This is a genomic window from Ruegeria sp. K3 (assembly GCF_056531845.1).
Genome location: NZ_JBQFMM010000002.1, coordinates 119,070 through 138,539, shown reverse-complemented (window position 1 = coordinate 138,539; position 19,470 = coordinate 119,070). Strand labels below are relative to the sequence as shown.

Annotated in this window: 15 protein-coding genes; 9 read left to right on the top strand and 6 right to left on the bottom strand. The window is 58.5% G+C overall.

Going from position 1 to position 19,470, the window contains the following annotated elements:
• Positions 1-13 precede the first annotated feature (13 nt).
• From ACR0MP_RS04435 to ACR0MP_RS04415, 5 genes are all read left to right on the top strand, one after another.
• Positions 14-1,531 carry a class I adenylate-forming enzyme family protein gene (locus ACR0MP_RS04435; protein WP_170406068.1) on the top strand — a complete coding sequence of 506 codons (1,518 nt, stop codon included), beginning with the start codon at positions 14-16 and terminating at the stop codon, positions 1,529-1,531.
• A complete protein-coding gene (locus tag ACR0MP_RS04430) occupies positions 1,528-2,187 on the top strand; it encodes a DsbA family oxidoreductase (protein ID WP_170406071.1) in 660 nt (219 codons plus the stop codon). Before ACR0MP_RS04435 ends, ACR0MP_RS04430 begins: the two co-directional genes overlap by 4 nt.
• 73 nt (positions 2,188-2,260) lie before the next feature.
• Positions 2,261-3,469, top strand: a complete 1,209-nt coding sequence (locus ACR0MP_RS04425; protein WP_170406074.1) for a multidrug effflux MFS transporter — start codon at positions 2,261-2,263, stop codon at positions 3,467-3,469.
• Positions 3,470-3,527: 58 nt separating this feature from the next.
• Complete coding sequence (locus tag ACR0MP_RS04420; protein WP_480886989.1) at positions 3,528-5,192, top strand: hypothetical protein; 1,665 nt, start codon at positions 3,528-3,530, stop codon at positions 5,190-5,192.
• Complete coding sequence (locus tag ACR0MP_RS04415) at positions 5,189-5,866, top strand: SH3 domain-containing protein (protein ID WP_170406081.1); 678 nt, start codon at positions 5,189-5,191, stop codon at positions 5,864-5,866. Before ACR0MP_RS04420 ends, ACR0MP_RS04415 begins: the two co-directional genes overlap by 4 nt.
• Here the strand turns inward: ACR0MP_RS04415 and mfd are convergent.
• Both mfd and ACR0MP_RS04405 read right to left on the bottom strand, forming a co-directional pair.
• Complete coding sequence (gene mfd, locus ACR0MP_RS04410) at positions 5,863-9,318, bottom strand: transcription-repair coupling factor (protein ID WP_480886986.1); 3,456 nt, start codon at positions 9,316-9,318, stop codon at positions 5,863-5,865. The genes ACR0MP_RS04415 and mfd overlap by 4 nt on opposite strands.
• Before the next feature lie 21 nt (positions 9,319-9,339).
• The gene (locus ACR0MP_RS04405; RefSeq protein ID WP_480886983.1) at positions 9,340-9,864 is read right to left on the bottom strand and encodes a component of SufBCD complex; all 525 of its coding nucleotides are present in this window, start codon (positions 9,862-9,864) and stop codon (positions 9,340-9,342) included.
• Between the two features lie 120 nt (positions 9,865-9,984).
• Here ACR0MP_RS04405 and hemB point away from each other — a divergent pair, with 120 nt between their 5' ends.
• The 4 genes from hemB to ACR0MP_RS04385 all read left to right on the top strand — a co-directional run bounded on the left by hemB (position 9,985) and on the right by ACR0MP_RS04385 (position 14,826).
• Entirely contained in the window at positions 9,985-10,983 is a 999-nt protein-coding gene (gene hemB, locus ACR0MP_RS04400; protein ID WP_170734939.1) for a porphobilinogen synthase, read from the top strand.
• A gap of 143 nt (positions 10,984-11,126) precedes the next feature.
• Positions 11,127-11,699, top strand: a complete 573-nt coding sequence (locus tag ACR0MP_RS04395; protein ID WP_170396874.1) for a lipid-binding SYLF domain-containing protein — start codon at positions 11,127-11,129, stop codon at positions 11,697-11,699.
• 165 nt (positions 11,700-11,864) lie between these two features.
• On the top strand, positions 11,865-14,327 hold the full coding sequence (locus ACR0MP_RS04390; protein WP_170406092.1) for a penicillin acylase family protein: 2,463 nt from the start codon (positions 11,865-11,867) through the stop codon (positions 14,325-14,327).
• Between the two features lie 103 nt (positions 14,328-14,430).
• A complete protein-coding gene (locus ACR0MP_RS04385; protein WP_170406095.1) occupies positions 14,431-14,826 on the top strand; it encodes a nuclear transport factor 2 family protein in 396 nt (131 codons plus the stop codon).
• Here the strand turns inward: ACR0MP_RS04385 and hflX are convergent.
• The 4 genes from hflX to trkA form a co-directional block, all read right to left on the bottom strand.
• Complete coding sequence (hflX, locus tag ACR0MP_RS04380) at positions 14,823-16,094, bottom strand: GTPase HflX (RefSeq protein WP_170406099.1); 1,272 nt, start codon at positions 16,092-16,094, stop codon at positions 14,823-14,825. The two genes, ACR0MP_RS04385 and hflX, sit on opposite strands and share 4 nt — an antisense overlap.
• Entirely contained in the window at positions 16,094-16,333 is a 240-nt protein-coding gene (hfq, locus tag ACR0MP_RS04375; RefSeq protein ID WP_005982826.1) for an RNA chaperone Hfq, read from the bottom strand. The genes hflX and hfq overlap by 1 nt, the downstream gene beginning before the upstream one ends.
• Positions 16,334-16,464: 131 nt before the next feature.
• The gene (locus tag ACR0MP_RS04370; protein ID WP_170396867.1) at positions 16,465-18,006 is read right to left on the bottom strand and encodes a TrkH family potassium uptake protein; all 1,542 of its coding nucleotides are present in this window, start codon (positions 18,004-18,006) and stop codon (positions 16,465-16,467) included.
• On the bottom strand, positions 18,006-19,382 hold the full coding sequence (trkA, locus tag ACR0MP_RS04365; RefSeq protein ID WP_170396865.1) for a Trk system potassium transporter TrkA: 1,377 nt from the start codon (positions 19,380-19,382) through the stop codon (positions 18,006-18,008). The genes ACR0MP_RS04370 and trkA overlap by 1 nt, the downstream gene beginning before the upstream one ends.
• Positions 19,383-19,470 lie beyond the last annotated feature (88 nt).

Sequence of the window (19,470 nt, the reverse complement as noted above, 5' to 3'; positions counted from 1 at the left end):
ATAGCCAGTTCTCATGTTGTCGATCTTTGATCAGGGGCCGCCTACGCCCTGCCCGCGCCCATTCAATCTTGCCGCGCATGTGCTGCGCCATGCGAAAAGTTCAGCTGAGAAGACCGCACTTTCGGTGCTGGGATCGGATGGTGCAACAGACTGGACCTATGGCGATCTGCATTCGGCGATAATGGGCACCGGTTCAGGATTGCTGCAGAGCGGCCTTCGCGCCCAAGACATTGTTCTCATGCGATTGGGCAATACCGTCGATTTTCCGATCGCCTATCTGGGCGCAATCGCCGTGGGGCTGGTCCCCGTGCCCACCTCATCACAACTGACCGAGCAAGAGACCGCAAAGATCGTCGACGATCTGAAACCCGCCGCCATTTTGCGAGATCCCCAGGTCGCCTGCGCGGCGCACCCGGATCAGATCATGCTGCCTGAACTGGCCCGGATGCGATCACTGCCGCCTGCAAGTTTTGCCATGGGTGATCCCGAGCGGCTTGCCTACGTGGTCTACACTTCGGGTACTTCGGGCAAACCCCGTGCGGTTGCGCATGCACACCGCGCCATCTGGGCTCGGCAGATGATGGTCGACGGCTGGTATGGCCTGAAATCCTCGGACCGGCTGTGCCATGCGGGGGCATTCAATTGGACCTACACGCTGGGCACCGGCTTGATGGACCCTTGGGCCATTGGTGCAACGGCTCTGATCCCTGAACCCGGGACAGACATACGCGATCTGCCTGCCCTGTTGAAACAACATCGTGCCACCATCTTTGCAGCCGCACCGGGGGTCTTTCGGAAGATGATGCAAAGTGACACGCAGCCCGGCCTTCCCGATCTGCGCCACGGCCTTTGCGCCGGGGAAAAGCTGTCGCGACACCTGCATGAAAAATGGGTGCAGTTCACCGGCACCGAGCTTTATGAGGCTTACGGCATGTCCGAATGCTCGACCTTCATCTCATCCAGCCCAAGCCACCCGGCACGCGGCACAGCGTTGGGGCAGCCGCAGCCCGGGCGTCGGATTGCCATCCTCGGGCCGGATGGCCCTGTGCCACAAGGTCAGGAAGGTACAATAGCCGTACATCGCGAAGATCCGGGCCTGATGCTGACCTATCTGAATGCCCCCGACGAGGCCGCTGCTCGGATGCAGGGGGATTGGTTCCTGACCGGTGATCAAGGCGCGATGGCGGTTGATGGGCAAATCACCTATCTGGGTCGAGATGACGACATGATGAATGCGGGCGGATATCGCGTTTCCCCGGTCGAAGTCGAGGCGGCCTTATCCACCCATCCCGAGATCACCCAGGTCGGGGCGGCTACGGTTGAGGTAAAACAGGACAGTTCGATCATCGTTGCCTTCTACACTGGCCCCGAAGAACTGGACGCGGCGGACCTGCACGCCTATGTGTCTGACAAGTTGGCGCGCTACAAACAGCCGCGTGCCTTTGTCCATCTGCCCGCCTTACCCACCGGAGGCAACGGCAAACTTCTGCGCCGCGCCCTGCCGGCCTATTTCAAGGCGACGTCCGAATGACACACACTGTAAAGCTCGACATCATGTCCGATCCGATTTGCCCCTGGTGCTATATCGGCAAGACCCATCTGGACAAGGCGCTGGCCGAAGTGCCAGACCACCCCTTTGTGATCGAGTGGCACCCCTTTCAACTGAACCCCGATATGCCCGACGAGGGCATGGATCGGCGCGAATACCTTGAACGGAAGTTCGGCGGCAAGGACGGAGCAGTTCGCGCATACGCTCCCGTTGTCGAACATGCCGAAAACGCAGGTTTGAATATCGATTTCGAAGGCATGAAACGCACGCCCAACACGCTGGATGCCCACCGCCTGATCCACTGGGCGGGGATTGAGGGCAAGCAGGAATCCGTGGTCGATGCACTCTTTAATGCTTACTTCGTCGAGGCGCGTGATATTGGTGATCATGAGGTGTTGGCTGATGTCGCCGACAGCGTCGGCATGGACGCAGCGGTCGTACTGAAACTGCTGCAGTCAGACGCCGACCGCGAGGATATCCGTAACCGCGACAGCCATTCACGCGAAATGGGCGTAAATTCTGTTCCCACATATATCGTTGCAAACCAGCACGCTGTTCCGGGCGCGCAACCTCCTGAATTGTGGGCAAAAGTGATCGCTGAGATCATGTCTCAGATTGAGGCTTCCCCTGCAGAATAGCACATACCCCTGTGCATTTCTGATCTAGTCCAACCCGAAACGCCGTGATAGCGCATTCGGGAAGGAGTTCCCCATGGCCGACCGCATGTCCCGGGGCGAATTCATTGCGTTGATCGCGATGATGTTCGCCACGATAGCCTTTTCGATCGATTCAATGCTGCCAGCCCTGCCCGAGATCGGCGCAGAGCTCAGCCCCTACGATCTGAACAAAGCACAGTTGATCCTGACCTCTTTTGTGCTGGGCATGGGGATCGGCACATTCTTTACCGGGCCAATTTCCGATGCGGTCGGGCGCAAGCCGGTGATTTATGGTGGTGCCGCTCTCTATATACTGGCCTGCGCTGTTGCGTGGTCGAGCTCATCGCTTGAACTGGTGCTGGCTGCGCGCATCGCGCAGGGCCTCGGGGCGGCCGGGCCGCGCGTTGTGGCTATGGCGATCATTCGCGACTTGTTTTCAGGGCGCGAGATGGCGCGCATCATCTCGATTGCGATGATGATCTTTACTCTGGTCCCCGCCGTGGCACCGCTGCTAGGCGCAGGCGTTATTGCACTGGTCGGCTGGCGCGGCATCTTTGTGTCCTTCATCATATTCGCCACGATCATCGTGATCTGGATGGCCACGCGCCTGCCTGAATCTCTGGCGCCCGAAAACCGGCGCCCCTTCCGCCTGCCCCTGATGATTGCGGCAGTGCATGAGATGTTCGCACACCCCACCGTACGCCTCTCGATCCTGGTGCAGACCCTTTGCATGGGGTTGCTGTTCACCATGCTAACGATGGTTCAGCCGGTTTTTGACGTCATCCATGATCGGGCAGACAGCTTTCCCTTCTGGTTCGCCTTCGTGGCGCTGATCTCGGGTTCGGCCAGCCTTTTGAACGCCGCCGTGGTCGTACGCGTCGGGATGCGCCGTATGGTGACCTGGGCCTTGGGCGCGCAGATTCTGATCACAAGCGCCGTCATCATCCTGAACATGACACCACTTTCACCGGGCGCATCCTTTGCTGTTTTTGTGGCGTGGCAGACCTCGATCTTCTTTATGGCCGGTGTAACCATGGGCAACCTGAACGCCATTGCCATGGAACCTATGGGTCATATCGCGGGAATGGCTGCCTCGGTCATTGGCTCGATCGCCACAATTCTGGCGGCTGCCATCGCGGCCCCTATTGGGCTGTTATTTGACGGGTCGATCACACCGCTGACGACCGGCGTGCTAACGATGTGCATCCTTGGCTTCGGCCTGATGCTACATATGGGCCGGATCGAAAACAGACTGCCCGCCTGATCTGTGCAGAGCCGCTGAAACACGCTAACCTTCCCGCAAATCGTGGGGAGGGGGCGCCATGAGCGACTATTATGATCTGGGCACGTATTCCTGTGCCGTCACCACAGCATCACCCGAAGCACAGCTTTGGTTCGATCGCGGATTGGTCTGGACGTATGGCTACAACCACGACGAAGCGGTCACGTGCTTTCAGAAAGCTGCCGAGATTGACCCGGATTGCGCCATGGCCCATTGGGGCGTCGCCTATGCAGCAGGCCCAAACTATAACCTGCCGTGGGAATTGCGGGACGATCAGGGCCGGGCCAAATCACTGGCCATCGCCTATGATGCAACACAGAAGGCGCTGTCGCTGCTCAACGGGTGCACAGCGGTTGAGCAAGCATTGATCCGCGCCCTACCCGCCCGATACCCTCAGCGTGACCCCATCGAAAACATGCACCAGTGGGACTATGACTATGCGGATGCCATGCGCGCCGCATTTGCCGAACAGCCTGATGATCTGGACCTGCGCACGATCCATGTTGAGGCGCTGATGAACCTCACCCCGTGGAAGATGTGGGACCTGAAAACGGGCCAACCGGCCGAGGGTGCCGCGACCCTTGAAGCGCAAGACGCTTTGGAGAGCGCTTTGGTCAATGACCCGGCGTCGATGTCTCATCCCGGTCTACTTCACCTATATGTGCACCTGATGGAGATGTCGCCGACGCCAGAAAAGGCGCTGCAGGCCGGAGACATCCTGCGTACACTCGTACCCGATGCCGGTCACCTGGTGCATATGCCGACCCATATCGACGTGCTGTGCGGCCACTATCACAACGTTGCCTACTGGAACGAAAAGGCTACCGAGGCCGATCTGAAATATTATGAGCGTGAAGGCGCGTTCAACATTTATACCGGCTATCGTCAGCACAACTATCACTTCACCATCTATGGCGCTCTGTTTCTCGGTCAGATGGAACCAGCCCTGCGTGCCAATCAGGGCCTGTGGGATACCACCCCCGAAGATATGCTTCGGATCGAAAGCCCGCCCATGGCGGATTATTTTGAAAGCTACATGTCCATGGGCCCGCATATCCTGATCCGCTTTGGCCGCTGGGAAGAGGCCAAGGCACTGAATTTGCCAGACGACCCTGACCTTTATCGCACTTTGACAGCAACAACACATTATGCTCGCGCCATCGCCCATGCGGCCACTGATGAGGTGGCGCAAGCCGAGGCCGAAGAGCAGTTGTTCCTTGCCGCAAAAACCTGCGTGCCCGAGACCCGCCGCCTGCACAACAATCGGGTCATCGACCTTCTGGAGATCGCAGCGGAAATGCTGCGCGGAGAAATCGAGTATCGCAAAGGCAACTACGAGATTGCCTATGCACATCTACGCCGCTCGGTCGAGTTGGATGACACGCTGCCCTATGACGAGCCATGGGGTTGGATGCAACCAACACGCCATGCGCTTGGTGCGTTGTTGTGCGAACAAGGGCATGTGAACGAGGCCGAGGCAGTCTATCGTGAAGATCTAGGCTTGGGTGGCACGCTCAGCCGCGCCTCGATCCACCCTGACAATGTCTGGAGTTTGAAGGGTTTGCATGATTGCCTGAAAGCACGCGGCGAGACAGTAGAAATCCGCCAAATCAAGCAACGCCTTGATCTTGCCTTGGCGCGCGCGGACCGCACCGTCGGCGCGTCGTGCTTCTGTGCCCAAGCCGCCATGAGGGCTGCGGAATGAAGCTATTCCTTTTGGTGGCAGGCTTGCTGCTTGCCAGTCCAGCGCTGGCACAGCGCCAGACCTTTCCACCTATCGACGAGGCAGGTCAAAATCCATCACTGGTCGCATTCCGAGCTGACTTGCTGGCGAAAATCGAGGCACGCGATACCGATGCAGTTGTCGCCGCCGCTTGTCCCGACATCTATCTCAGTCACGGCACAGCAGGTGGACCGGAAGAGTTTCGCACCAACTTGACTGTGCCTCCGGAAACGCTTGGTGAAGAATTTCAGGACGAGGCTGCGGAGCTACGTGATTTTTACTGGTCGCAATTGCAGCAAACAGTTTCCCAACCGGGATATTTTGACGATCAGGGTGAATTCTGGATGCCGCACTATTGGCGGATCATTCTTCCCGCTACAGTAGACCCTTTCACCGCCTTCTATGTTTCGGGCGAAAGCATCACACTGCGTCAGGCACCGTCTCGTGGCGCGCCCATCCTCGCGCTGATCAGTCATGAAATCGTGATCGTCCCTGACTATCAACCTGATGGGGAATACCAGAAAATCAGACTAACCGATGGGACATCGGGCTACTTACTCAGCGATTTTCTGACATCGATGGTTGGCTACCGCGCTGCGTTTGTTAAATCCGATACGGGCGACTGGCAAATCTGCACTTTTGTGACGGGGGACTAGGCTTTCGCCTTTTTCTTCACAGCCACGACCTTTTCGGCCAGATCACGGGCGATGGCAAACGCACCTTTGATCTTGTCGCTGTCCTTCTTCCAGTCGCGCCGCACAACGATCTTGTTGTCCTTGACCTTGGCCAGCCCGCGTTGGTTCTGAATGAACTCGACCAACCCCTCGGGTGAGGCGAACTTATCATTGTGGAACTGTATCGTTGCGCCCTTTGGCCCGCCGTCCAGCTTGGCGATCCCGGCACGTTTGCACATCGCCTTAATGCGCACGACAAGCATCAGGGTATTCACCTCTTTCGGCAGGCTGCCGAAGCGGTCGATCAACTCGGCAGCGAATCCTTCCAGTTCCACTTTCGTCGACAGTGACGACAGGCGGCGGTAGAGGCCCAGACGCACGTCCAGATCGGGCACATAATCCTCGGGGATCAGAACCGGGACACCCAGATTGATCTGCGGCGCCCATTGGTCATCGGCATCCGATAGCCCCTCCATCTCGCCGGCTTTGATCTTGGCAATCGCCTCTTCCAGCATCGATTGGTAGAGTTCGTAGCCCACATCACGCATCTGGCCGGACTGTTCCTCACCCAGCAGGTTGCCCGCACCACGAATGTCGAGATCTTGCGATGCCAGTGTGAACCCGGCCCCGAGCGTATCCAGCGAGCCCAGAACCCGCAGCCGTTTCTCAGCCGTCGCCGTCAGGCGCTGGCGCGGTTTGGTGGTCAGATAGGCATAGGCGCGGGTTTTTGAGCGCCCCACCCGCCCCCGGATCTGATAGAGCTGCGCTAGGCCAAACATATCCGCCCGATGCACGACCATCGTGTTGGCAGTCGGGATATCCAGCCCGCTTTCTACGATCGTCGTGGCCAGCAGAACGTCGTATTTACCGTCGTAAAACGCGTTCATGCGGTCATCAAGCTCACCCGCAGCCATCTGCCCGTGTGCGACCACGTAGGACAACTCAGGCAACTGCTCTTTCAGGAATTCCTCGATCTCAGGCAGGTCAGAGATGCGCGGCACCACATAGAAGCTCTGCCCGCCACGATAATGCTCGCGCAGCAGCGCCTCACGGATTGTTACCGCGTCGAATTCGCTAACATAGGTGCGGATCGCAAGCCGGTCGATGGGGGGCGTGCCTATGATCGACAGATCACGCACGCCTGTTAGGGACAGTTGCAGAGTTCGTGGGATCGGTGTCGCTGTCAGGGTCAGGACGTGCACGTCCGAGCGCAGCTGTTTCAGCCGTTCCTTGTGGCCCACGCCGAAATGCTGTTCCTCGTCGATGATCAGCAGACCCAGATTATTGAACCGTATCCCTTTGGCCAACAGCGCATGGGTGCCGATCACGATATCCACCGTGCCTCGCGCCAACCCATCGCGGGTTTGCTGCGCCTCTTTGGCCGAGACAAAGCGCGACAGTTGTCGGACTTCAAGTGGGAAACCCCGGAAGCGATCCTTGAAGGACGCCGCGTGTTGCCGCGCGAGCAACGTGGTCGGTGCCACAATGGCAACCTGTACGCCCGACATCGCGGCGACAAAGGCTGCGCGCATGGCGACCTCGGTCTTGCCAAAGCCTACATCGCCACAGATCAGACGATCCATCGGCGCGCCGGAATGCATGTCTTCCATCACCTCGGAAATCGCGCGCAACTGATCGTCGGTCTCCTGATATGGGAAACGCGCGCTGAACTCTTCCCATGCATGCGGCGGTGGGTCCATGACAGGAGCTTTCCGCAGGGCTCGTTCGGCGGCGATGCGGATCAGCTTGTCCGCCATTTCGCGGATGCGCTCTTTCAGCTTGGCCTTCTTGGCCTGCCAAGCGCCACCACCCAAGCGATCAAGCAGCCCTTCGTCATGGCCATATTTCGAAAGCAGTTCGATGTTTTCGACCGGCAGGTAGAGTTTGGACTGTTCAGCATATTCCAGCAGCAGGCATTCATGGGCGGCCCCAGCAGCCGTAACGACCTCCATCCCCTGATACCGCCCGATCCCGTGGTCAACATGCACCACCAGATCACCGGGCGATAGCGACTGCGTTTCAGTCAGGAAGTTCTCGGCCTTGCGGCGTTTCTTGGGTTGGCGGATCAGACGGTCGCCCAGAACGTCCTGTTCCGAGATCACGGTCAGATTGGGCGCTTCAAACCCGTGTTCCAATGCCCAAACCGCAAGATGCAGGCCGCGCTTTCCAACCCGGGTTCCGTCGGTCACCGGGATTGCCTCGGCCAGGCCTTCATCTTCGATCAAGCCGGTCAGTCGTTCACGAGCGCCTTCGGAGTAAGAGGCAATGAGGACCGGCCCCTTGTCCATCTTTTCGGTGATATGCGCCGCCAGAGCGCCAAACAGGCTGATGCTTTCCTGCTGACGTTCGGGTACAAAGTTGCGCCCGATCCGTCCGCCTGCATCGATCACGCCCGGACCACTCGCCTGCGGCAGCGGGCTGAACTGCAAAACGCGACGATCGCCCACTGCATCTGCCCATGCAGCATCGTCCATATAGAGCAGACCGGGAGGCGTCGGTTTATAAACCGTATCCATGCGCGAGTGGTTTTCCAAAGCGAGCTTTCGCGTCTCATACTGATCCGCAATCGTATCCCAGCGCGCCAGCCGAGCAGGCGTGACCTGATCGTCAAGCGAGATTGAGGCCCCTGGAAGATAGTCGAACAGCGTTTCCAGTTTTTCATGGAAAAACGGCAACCAATGCTCGATCCCCTGATGCTTGCGACCTGCGCTGACAGCTTCGTATAAGGGATCATCCGTACCCGCGGCGCCGAATTCGATGCGATAGTTCTGACGGAATCGGGTGATGGCGGCTTCGTCCAGTATGACCTCGGACACCGGGGCAAGCTCGACCACATCAAGTTTTTCAGTCGTTCGCTGCGAGACAGGATCAAACCGGCGTGCACCATCCAGAACATCCCCGAACAAGTCCAGCCGCACGGGACCGCTCTCACCGGGTGGGAAGATGTCGATGATACCGCCTCGGATAGCGTAGTCTCCGGGCTCCATCACCGTGGGGCTTTGGGTAAAGCCCATCCGCACCAGAAAGTTGCGAAGGGCATCTTCGTCTATGCGCTGATCTACGCGAGCGGTGAATGCGGCCTCTCGCAACACTGCACGCGCGGGTACCCGTTGGGTCGCGGCATTGAGCGTGGTAAGCAGCACGAACCGCTGCGGAATCTGATGCACCAAAGCAGCCAATGTTGCCACGCGGGCAGCAGAAATGTCGGCGTTGGGCGACACCCGATCATAGGGCAAGCAGTCCCATCCGGGGAATACAAATACGGGCATGTCCGGGGCAAAGAATGCCAACGCTGCCCGCATCGCCTCCATCCGTTTGTCATCGCGGGCGATATGACAGACTGGACCGCCCGAGCGCGTGATCTCATTCAGCACAAGCTGTGCATCAAACCCCTCGGGGCCGCCGCCGACTGTTACGTGGTTCGGAGCCGTCATTACCTTGCCTTTCAGGGACTACTAACCCAGGACACCAATCGAAATGTTCTGATACATTCCCCAGAACGCAGTGATCAAGATCGAGAACATACCGATGATCTGAGTAAAGGTTCGACTTCGCGTCAGCGTTTTGGAAACATTTTCTACGGTCGCTTCTTGAGTCTGTAATCGACGCGCTGCCGCAATACTGATCATCATTACAAAACACATCGGGAGCAGAAGGAGGAATACGGCCTGTGCAAATTCCACGTCGTAGAAGAAACCCAACGTCGCAAGGCCAGTCAAAACAAAACAGCAAATTGCCATCAATACCAGACCCGAGGCTTCAACGATGTACAACACTCTGTTCGAGTTGATCCGCGCGATATCCAAAAGGTCCTGTTCCGCTTGACCACCCACACGACGGGCGCGCAACACCAGATCATAGGGCACTCCCATGGTCCAATGGCTTGCAGATGACCAAAGGGCGGCCAAGCCGATCCAATACCACAGATTTGAGAAGCTCCGCATATCGATGAGTTCGAAAATCGACGAGTAAATGTCCAAGCGTCTGCCCTTTGTTCAACGTCCGCAGGGACCGTCATCGCAGCGATGCGTCCATTGTTACCCTTGAGACCACCGGGAATTCATGCCACCCAATGCGCAATTGTTCAAGGAGAGTGCGCCATGAAACCGACTATCGCCCCATATCCCCGGACCCGTTTCCGCCGGGCCCGCCAATCCGAGGCGATCCGGGGTCTGGTGCGCGAGAACACCTTGACCGTGAATGACTTTATCTGGCCTATTTTTGTGCGCGACGGTGAAAATATCGAAGAACCCGTCCCGTCGATGCCCGGGGTCGTGCGACGCTCGGTCGACCTGATCGCCAAAGCCGCGGTTGAAGCGCAAGCCCTTGGCATTCCTGCAATATGTATTTTCCCATACACCGATCCGAGCCTGAAAACCGAGGATTGTGCCGAGGCCTGGAACCCCGACAACCTGTCCAACCGCGCCATTCGTGCGATCAAGACCGCTGCGCCCGAAATCGCGGTGATGACGGATGTGGCCCTGGACCCCTACAACATCAACGGCCATGACGGCTATGTGGTCGATGGCGAGATTGTGAATGACCAGACTGTTGAGGCGCTGGTGAAAATGACGCTGGCGCAGGCCCAAGCCGGAGCTGACATCATCGGCCCGTCCGACATGATGGATGGCCGTATCGGCGCCATGCGCAGCGCACTTGAGTCGGCGGGTCACCAGAATGTCATGATCCTGAGTTATGCCGCCAAATATGCCAGCGCTTTCTACGGCCCTTTCCGCGACGCCGTTGGGGCATCGGGCGCTCTGACCGGTGACAAGAAGACCTATCAGATGGACCCTGCCAACTCGGACGAGGCCCTGCGTCTGATCGAGCGTGATCTGACCGAGGGTGCAGATATGGTCATGATCAAACCGGGGATGCCATACTTGGATATCTGCCGACGGGTCAAAGACAGCTTCGGTGCGCCGACCTATGCCTATCAGGTGTCTGGCGAATACGCGATGATCCAAGCCGCTGCACAAAACGGTTGGATCGACGGCGAAAAGGTGATGCTGGAAAGCCTGCTGGCCTTCAAGCGCGCAGGCTGTGACGGCATCCTGACCTATTTTGCACCCGAAGCCGCGCGCATCCTGCAGGGCTAACACCTCAGATTGTCGCAATTTTTCGCCGATTTGCTGCGTGCGCAGCACAGCTTTCCCGTGACAGGCCGGTGCAATCGGCGTATTCTTGCAGACAAGATCGGGAACACCCGACATATCAGGCACATACACAGAGACAGAGAAACATGAGCAGTTCAAACTCCCCCCGACTTAGCCGTCGCGGTTTTGCTTTTGGCATGGCCGGACTGACGCTGACCGCCGCTTGCGGCAACGGCGTTGGCAACTCCAACGCCGTCACACTCGACGCGCGTGTCGACGCGACACTGAACGAGATGTACAGCAAGTATCCCAACACCGTTGAGATTGCCAACAAGGCCAACGGAATGTTGGTCATGCCACTGATTACAGATGCCGGATTTATCTTTGGTGGCGCCTATGGTCAGGGTGCACTGCGTATTCAGGGCGCGACGGTCGACTATTATTCCGCCATCTCCGGTACTGCGGGTCTGCAGATCGGCGCACAGCAATATGCGCATGTTCTGTTCTTTATGACCGAAGAGGCATTGAACGATTTCCGCCGCTCCAGCGGTTGGACGGCCGGTGCAGATATCGGATACGTCGTCGACGCGACCGGAGAATCCTTATCGACCGACACCACTCAGTTGCGCAAACCCGTGCTGGCCGCAGTCTTTGGACAAGCGGGTCTGAAGTTCGGCGCGACGGTCGAAGGCACCAAATATACGCGCATCATCCCCTAAGACTCAAGATACCACCCTCCCCCCTCTGACGAGCCCCGCTACATCTTGTGGCGGGGCTCCGAGTTTTCGCGGTTTTCCACAAATTCCAGTGGCATTCCTCTTTCGGTCGGGCGGAGGTTCCAGTAACCTTGGCGCAAATGACCGCATAGAATTCTCGGGGGACAAATGGGCCTGGTTTTTCGCTGGCTGGTGAGACTTACGACAGGCCTGATCCTGCTGGCAATCGCTGCTGTGGGGTTGGTCTACTTTCTGGCCAGCCAATCCCTGCCTGAATACAATCAAACCCTTGAAGTTGAAGGAATAACTGCCCCTGTCGAGATCGTTCGCGACACTGCAAATGTGCCGCATATACTGGGCCAGTCCGACCCGGACGTGTTCTTTGGTCTGGGCTATGCCCATGCACAAGACAGGCTGTGGCAGATGACCATCCTGCGTCGGACCGCACAGGGCCGCTTGTCCGAAGTGTTCGGCCAGCGCACGGTAGCCATCGACAAATTACTTCGCCGTTTCGATCTTTACGGACTCGCCCATCGGTCAGTCGAGTTTCAGGACGACTATACCAAGGCCGCGCTTCGCGCTTATTCCGCAGGGATCAACGCCCGGCTTACCGAGATCAACGAACAGGCGCTTGGACGTGGCGCCCCCGAGATGTTCCTGTTCAACGCCCCCGTTCCCCCATGGCAGCCGGGCGACAGCGTAGCGATTATCAAGCTGATGAGCCTGCAGCTTTCCGGCCATCTTGCTGATGAAGTGTTGCGCGCACGCACATCGCTGATGCTGGATAATCCCGCACGGCTGGCCGACATTCTGCCCGACGTCCCCGGTCCCGGTATTGCCGCGCTGCCCGAGTATGCTGATCTGTTTCCAGACCTTCCGCGCTATGCCCAAGGCACCCCGATGCCCGACACGCCGCTGTCGCCTTTCCCGCAGCGCGGGCTGGCAGGTGCGTCAAACGCGTGGACCGCCGCGCCGTCCCGCTCGGCCAGCGGTGGCACGTTGCTGGCAAACGATCCGCATCTGGGCCTCACCGCCCCGGGTATCTGGTATCTGGCGCGGCTGGAACTGGCCAAAGGCGGCGTTATCGGTGCAACCGTTCCAGGCGTACCGGCAATCTCAGCCGGACGGAGTGAGCGCTTGGGCTGGGGCCTTACCTCCTCCTATCTGGACGATCAGGACGTTCACATCGAACAACTGAACCCCGAAAATCGCGAAGAATACCTTACCCCAGACGGCTACAAACGCTTTCAGACCCGCCCTTCGATTATCGAGATCAAAGACGCCGCCCCAATTACCCTGACCCTGCGCTGGACCGAGAATGGCCCGGTTCTGCCGGGCACGCATTATGATCTGGAAACCATCACACCACCGGGCCATGTCGCGTCTCTGTCGTGGAGCGCGCTAAGCCCCCGCGATACATCCATGAGCGCCTCTTTGGCGCTGATGAATGCCGATTCAGTTCGAGACGCCATCGACGCGGCCGAGGACTATATTGCCCCTTCGCAAAACTTGTCGCTTGTCGATAAAGACACGATCGGCATGAAACTGGTCGGCGCTATGCCCCGGCGCGATCTGAACAATCAAAGCCGAGGCCGTATTCCCACCCCCGGCTGGCTGGAACGGAACCGTTGGCAGGGCCGCCTGCCCTATTCAGACAATCCTGAATTCGTGGCCCCGGTCGGCGGAGTTCTGGGTAACACCAACAACAAGATTATCGACCGGCCCTTCCCGCGCCATGTGTCGTACGAGTGGGGCGACACCCAGCGGGTCAATCGCTGGGAACGCCTGATGCAATCGCGCGAGGTACATACGCGTGACAGTTTTATCGAAGCGCAGTTGGACACGGTTAGCTTTACAGCGCGATCACTGCTTCCTCTGATCGGCGCCGACCTCTGGTTTACCGGTGAGTCGGCACCCGATGGCACGCCCGAACGGCAGCGTCAGATCGCGCTGGATCTGCTGGCCAACTGGAACGGTGAGATGAACGAGCATCTGCCGGAACCCTTGATCTACGCCGCATGGTTGCGCGCGCTGCAAATCCGCCTGATCTCGGACGAACTTGGTCCGCTGGCTGCCGAATACAAGCATGTCGAGCCGCTGTTTATCGAACGGGTGTATCGCGATATCGACGGTGCCTCGGTCTGGTGCGACGTGGTTCAGAGCGCTCCCGTCGAAAACTGCACCGACATGGCACGACTGGCCCTGGATGACGCGATCATTTGGATTTCCGAACGCTATGGCCCCGCACTCGAATCTTTACGCTGGGGCGATGCGCATCAGGCCACCCAGGACCACCCTGCGCTGGGCCAGGTTCCGGTGCTGCGGTTTTTCGTCAACATTCGCCAATCCACCAGCGGTGGCGATAACACACTGCTGCGCGGGCGCACGTCAGGCGAAGGACCGGACCCGTTCCAGAATGTGCATGGCGCAGGTTATCGTGGCGTCTACGATTTTGCGGACCCCGATAGTTCGGTTTTCATCACCGCAACTGGCCAGTCAGGCCATTTCCTATCTCGCTATTATGACGATCAGGCCCAACTATGGCGGCGCGGAGAATACATCCCCATGTCGCTGGATATCGGGCTTGCCCGTGCAGCGGCGGTTGGTGTGACTGTCCTGAACCCGCGCTGATCTGATCGGCAAATCCCCGCCCCTTTTTGAACCTCGCGTGGCGCACCCCTTCGTTATCGCCTAAACTCGTCTGGCCGTCGCATTGCACGAAGGGGGAAAATGCATGGGCAGCTTTCGAGACACCTTAAACAATCTCGCACGCGATTATGCCATCGCCTGGAGCTCGGGCGATCCCGACTTGGTCGCCAGTTTTTTCGCCCCCGAAGGTCAGATCAGCATTAATCGCGGTGAGCCCCTGCGTGGCCATGCCGAAATCGCCGAAATGGCCCGCGGGTTCTATGCAGAATTCCCCGATCTTGAGGTGCGTTGCGATATGATGCGTTGGGCCGGAGGGCATGTCATTTTTGTCTGGACCCTCGAAGGCCATCACGCCGAGACCGGCAACCGTGTCGTTACACGCGGCTGGGAAGAGTGGGAGCTTTCAAAGGACAACAAGGTGCTATCATCGCTTGGGTGGTTCGATGCAGAGGATTACCAGCGCCAGATAGACGGTACCTAGAACGCCGCGAAGCGGGACGCCTGCTTGTCAGTCCAGAGCACCGTGATCTCGAACCCCTCTTCGGTCTGATCTTCAGACCTGACCACATCCTGACGATAGAGCCACGCGCGTTTGTCACCATCGGCAAAGCCCAGTTTCAGGATAGTCTCATGCCGCGCGCCCTGCAGGATCGTGGCGATTTCAGACAGCAGCGGATCAACACCTTCGCCCGTTACGGCCGATATGGCAAAGATCGCCGGATCACGCTCGGCCCGGGCAAGCGCGGCTTCGCGGTCTTCCGGGCTCAGCAGATCGATCTTGTTCCAAACCTCCAACCGGGGGCGACTGTCCTCAACACCCAAAGAGTTCAGGATCGCCTCAACATCCCGTGCCTGTGCCTCGGTTTCTTCGTGGCTGATATCGCGGACATGCACGACCAGATCAGCCCCCAGAACCTCTTCCAGCGTGGCGCGGAAGGCCGCAACCAGTTCCGTGGGCAGGTTCGAGATGAAACCCACGGTATCGGACAGGATCACCTCGGGGCCATCCGGCAGCTCAACCCGTCGCATAGTTGGGTCCAACGTGGCGAACAGCATGTCTTTTGCCATCACCTCGGCCCCGGTTAGGCTGTTGAACAGCGTGGATTTCCCGGCGTTTGTATAGCCAACAAGTGCAACAATCGGGTATGGAACCTTCGCGCGCGCTGCGCGGTGTAGGGTGCGGGTCTTCACCACTTTTTGCAATTGTCGGCGCAGGCGGACCAGTTGTTCATCAATAGCACGCCGGTCGGCCTCGATCTGAGTTTCACCGGGACCACCCACAAACCCAAGGCCACCGCGCTGACGTTCCAGGTGAGTCCAGGCCCGAACCAGTCGCGTACGCTGATAGCTAAGCGCGGCCATCTCAACTTGCAGCACACCTTCACGGGTACGCGCACGGTCGCTGAATATTTCCAGAATCAAACCGGTCCGGTCGAGGATTTTGACCTTCCACGCCTTTTCCAGATTGCGCTGCTGAACCGGAGTTACTGGCCCGTCGATCAGAACCAGCTCGATCTCATTGTCGTGGACGCGTTCGGCCAGTTCCTCGATCTTGCCGCTGCCGAACAGAAAACCAGCCTGCGCGCGCGGTAGGCGCACTATTTCGGAACCGACCACATCCAGATCGGGCAAAGCGGCAGCTAGTGCCACCGCCTCTTCCAGCGCTGGTTCGGGGACACGGCGCTGTTCATCTGATTTGATTTCGGGATGCAGCACCCAAGCCCGGGTGCGCGCCCTCTCATGTTCCATCAAGAGGCGTCTTCGCCCTCATAAAGGTTGATCGGCTGTGACGGCATGATGGTCGAAATCGCATGCTTGTACACCAACTGCGACTGTCCGTCGCGGCGCAGCAGCACGCAGAAGTTGTCGAACCAGGTGATTACACCCTGCAATTTCACACCGTTGATCAGGAATATTGTGACCGGGACCTTTGCTTTCCGTACATTGTTCAGGAACGCGTCCTGCAGATTCTGTCTGTCCGAAGCCATATTTTGTTATCTCGCCATTGTTCTTGCTACGCGCTGCGGACCAACGCGCTCCCTCCGGCAGAGTATGGAGTGCCGCGCACAGATATTCCAGATGAAAAATCAGGCAGTAACACCAGGTGCCTGACGCAGGGTCAATCGCGCCACAGCGTTGGCGTAATCAGTGCCACGATCGCCAGAGTTTCCAACCGCCCGATCACCATCGCCGCGCAGACCGTCAACTTGGCCCCGCTGGAAAGATCAATCAGACGTATGGGCACATCCGTTGCCAATTCTATCAACGGCCCCGTGGTGCTGAGAGCGGCAACGCTGAGCAACATGGCCTGTTCAAAACCTACGCCCATGACGGCCAGCAACAAATCGAACAAGGCCAACGTCAGGGCGAACATCATCAGGAAGATCCAGGCGATGAAGGCACCGTCGCTTTGAATGCGGCGGTTGCCGCCACCCTCTCCGCTGACCGAAGAAGGATAGATCAGTCGGTCAATCTCGCGCTTGCCATTCAGATAGAGCGCAAAAACCCGCAACAGCTTTACCCCACCCGCAGTCGTCGCCACGCCTCCTCCGACAAGGGCTAGCCCCATCAGGATCAGGCCCGGTGTGCTCAAGCCCGACAATTGCTGCGCGTCGTTCCAGTTGGCGCTTTCAAATCCGGCCGTGGTCAGAAACGACATCGCCGTAAACATGAACCCCCAAAAAACGCCAAGTGCTTGCCGCACTTCGACGGCAATGTTCAGTTCGGCCGTTCCAGCCAAAAACCGGATGAACAGCAGCACAGCGACCGCCAGCACGATGAAGATGCCAATCCGAAATTCTGGGTCTTTGTCCAGCCGCGAATACCCTGAGGTCGCCGTATCGGTCGAAAAGGTCAGCCGCGACAGGGCAAAGAACAGGAACAAGAACAGGATCGCCTCGCCAGTGATTCCTGCGGTCGATCCTTCCAATCCGCCGACAGGTGATATGCCGGACGTCGCAATCACTGACATCGCGTGGCTCACGGCAGTAAGCCCTTGCTCACCTGCGATCAACAGCAGGATCCAGATCACAGCTGTCAAACCCGCATAGACGGGTGCCAATGTGCGCGACACGCGGATCAGATGGCCGCGTGGATCGGACTTCTCGCTCTGTGCCACGCCCGAGACGGGACGCCCCGGTTGCCCCCGGGCTGTGACTTCGAAACCGCCCAACGACAAGGGCGCCAGAATCGCGGCCGCCGAGATCCACATCAGCAATCCGCCCATCCAACCGACCAACGCGCGCCATAAGTGCAACGGCGCCGAAAGGCGTGCGGGATCGGGGAACAGATCAGCGCCGGTTGTGGTCAGCGCGCTGACCATATCGAAATAGGCGTTCAGGAAGCTGGTTGTCCCCAGCGCATCATGAAACGGAATAGCAAGAAATATCGGCAGTACGGTAAAGGCGGCCAGCAGAACCGCCAATTGACCAAGCGTTCCCCGCCGTGGTCGTCGGTTCGACATGGCCAGAGCTATGATCGACACCGCAAAAACACCCAGCAATCCGGAATAGAAGAATGACCGTGAGGTGGCGTGATCATCCAGCGCCAGCGCATAAACTGCGGGTATCCACATTGCCAGCGACACGATACCCCAGATCATCAGCAGCAGCGGCAATCGCCGCAATACTCCGATCCGTTGCTGTCCGCGTGCCTGCAACATCAGAAGAAATCGATTGAAACCTGCATCAGACGCTCAACCTCGGGCACGTCTTTGGCCATTGCAAAGATCGCCACCACGTCTTTCTCGTCGATGCGCAGGCTGCCGGTCGGGCGCAGAACCTCGTCACCTTTGCGTACTGCGCCGACCAGAACGCCTTCTGGGAAATCGATGTCGCGCAGCTTTTGTCCGGCCATGGGCGAGGTTGATAGCACTTCGGCCTCGATTACCTCGGCCTCGGCATCACCAATGGAATACACCTGACGCACGCGCCCGTGCCGAATGTGACGCAGGATCGAACTGACAGTGGTGGCGCGCGGGTTGATATATGCGTCAATCCCCAGCGGTCCCATCAAAGCGACCATGCTGGGATCGTTGATCAGGGCGATGGCCAGTGGACAACCCTCTCCCTTGGCGCGTACCGCGGCCAGCATGTTGGTGCGATCGTCATCCGTGACCGCCAACATCGCGTCGGCGCGCTCAATCCCTGCTTCGCTCAGCAAAGATGAATCTAGGCCGTCGCCGTTCAGAACAATCGTCCGCTCCAATGCTTCGGCAGCGATTTCGGCGCATTTGCGGTCACGCTCGATAATCTTGGCACGCACCCGGCTTTCGCGCTCTTCCAGTGTGCGGGCCACTTCCAACCCGACATTACCGCCGCCGACGATCACCACACGATCTTGCTTACGCTGAGCCTTGCCGAACACCTCCATCGTACGTTCAACGTCCTTGACGCTGGTGAAGACGTAGCATTCGTCGCCTACAAACAGCTGATCCTCGGATTCCGGCGCAAACAGCGTCCCTTCACGGCGCACACCAACCACAATCGAGCTGAGCGTGGAAAACAGGTCGGTCAATTGTCGCAGCGGTGTGTTGACGATTGGGCAGTCTTCCTCGACCCGAATGCCCAGCAGTTGCGCCTTACCGTCCATGAAAATCTCGGTGTCAAAAGCAGAAGGTGCCGAAAGACGGCGCATCGCTGCGGCGGCAACCTCGCGCTCGGGGCTAATTACGACATCGATGGGCAGATGATCACGACGATACAGATCGGAGTGGATCGCCTCAAGATAGGATTTTGATCGCAAACGCGCGATCTTGCGCTGGATCGAAAAAACCGAATGCGCCATCTGGCAGGTGACCATATTCACCTCATCCGAATGGGTCGCGGCGATGATCATATCGGCATCCCGCGCCCCTGCACGATCCAGCACATCCGGATAACTGGCGAAACCGGCGATCCCCTGCACGTCCAGCGTCTCGGTCGCGCGACGTACCAGATCGGGATTGTTGTCGACCACCGTCACATCGTTCAGTTCGCCCGAAAGGTGACGCGCAATCTGCCAGCCGACTTGACCGGCACCGCATATGATGACCTTCATGCTCTTGGCCTTTCTGCCTGAAATCTTTGAATGACAGATGCCCCCAAAGCGGTCAATTGAATTGTCATGCCTCCTAAGCTACGCCAAA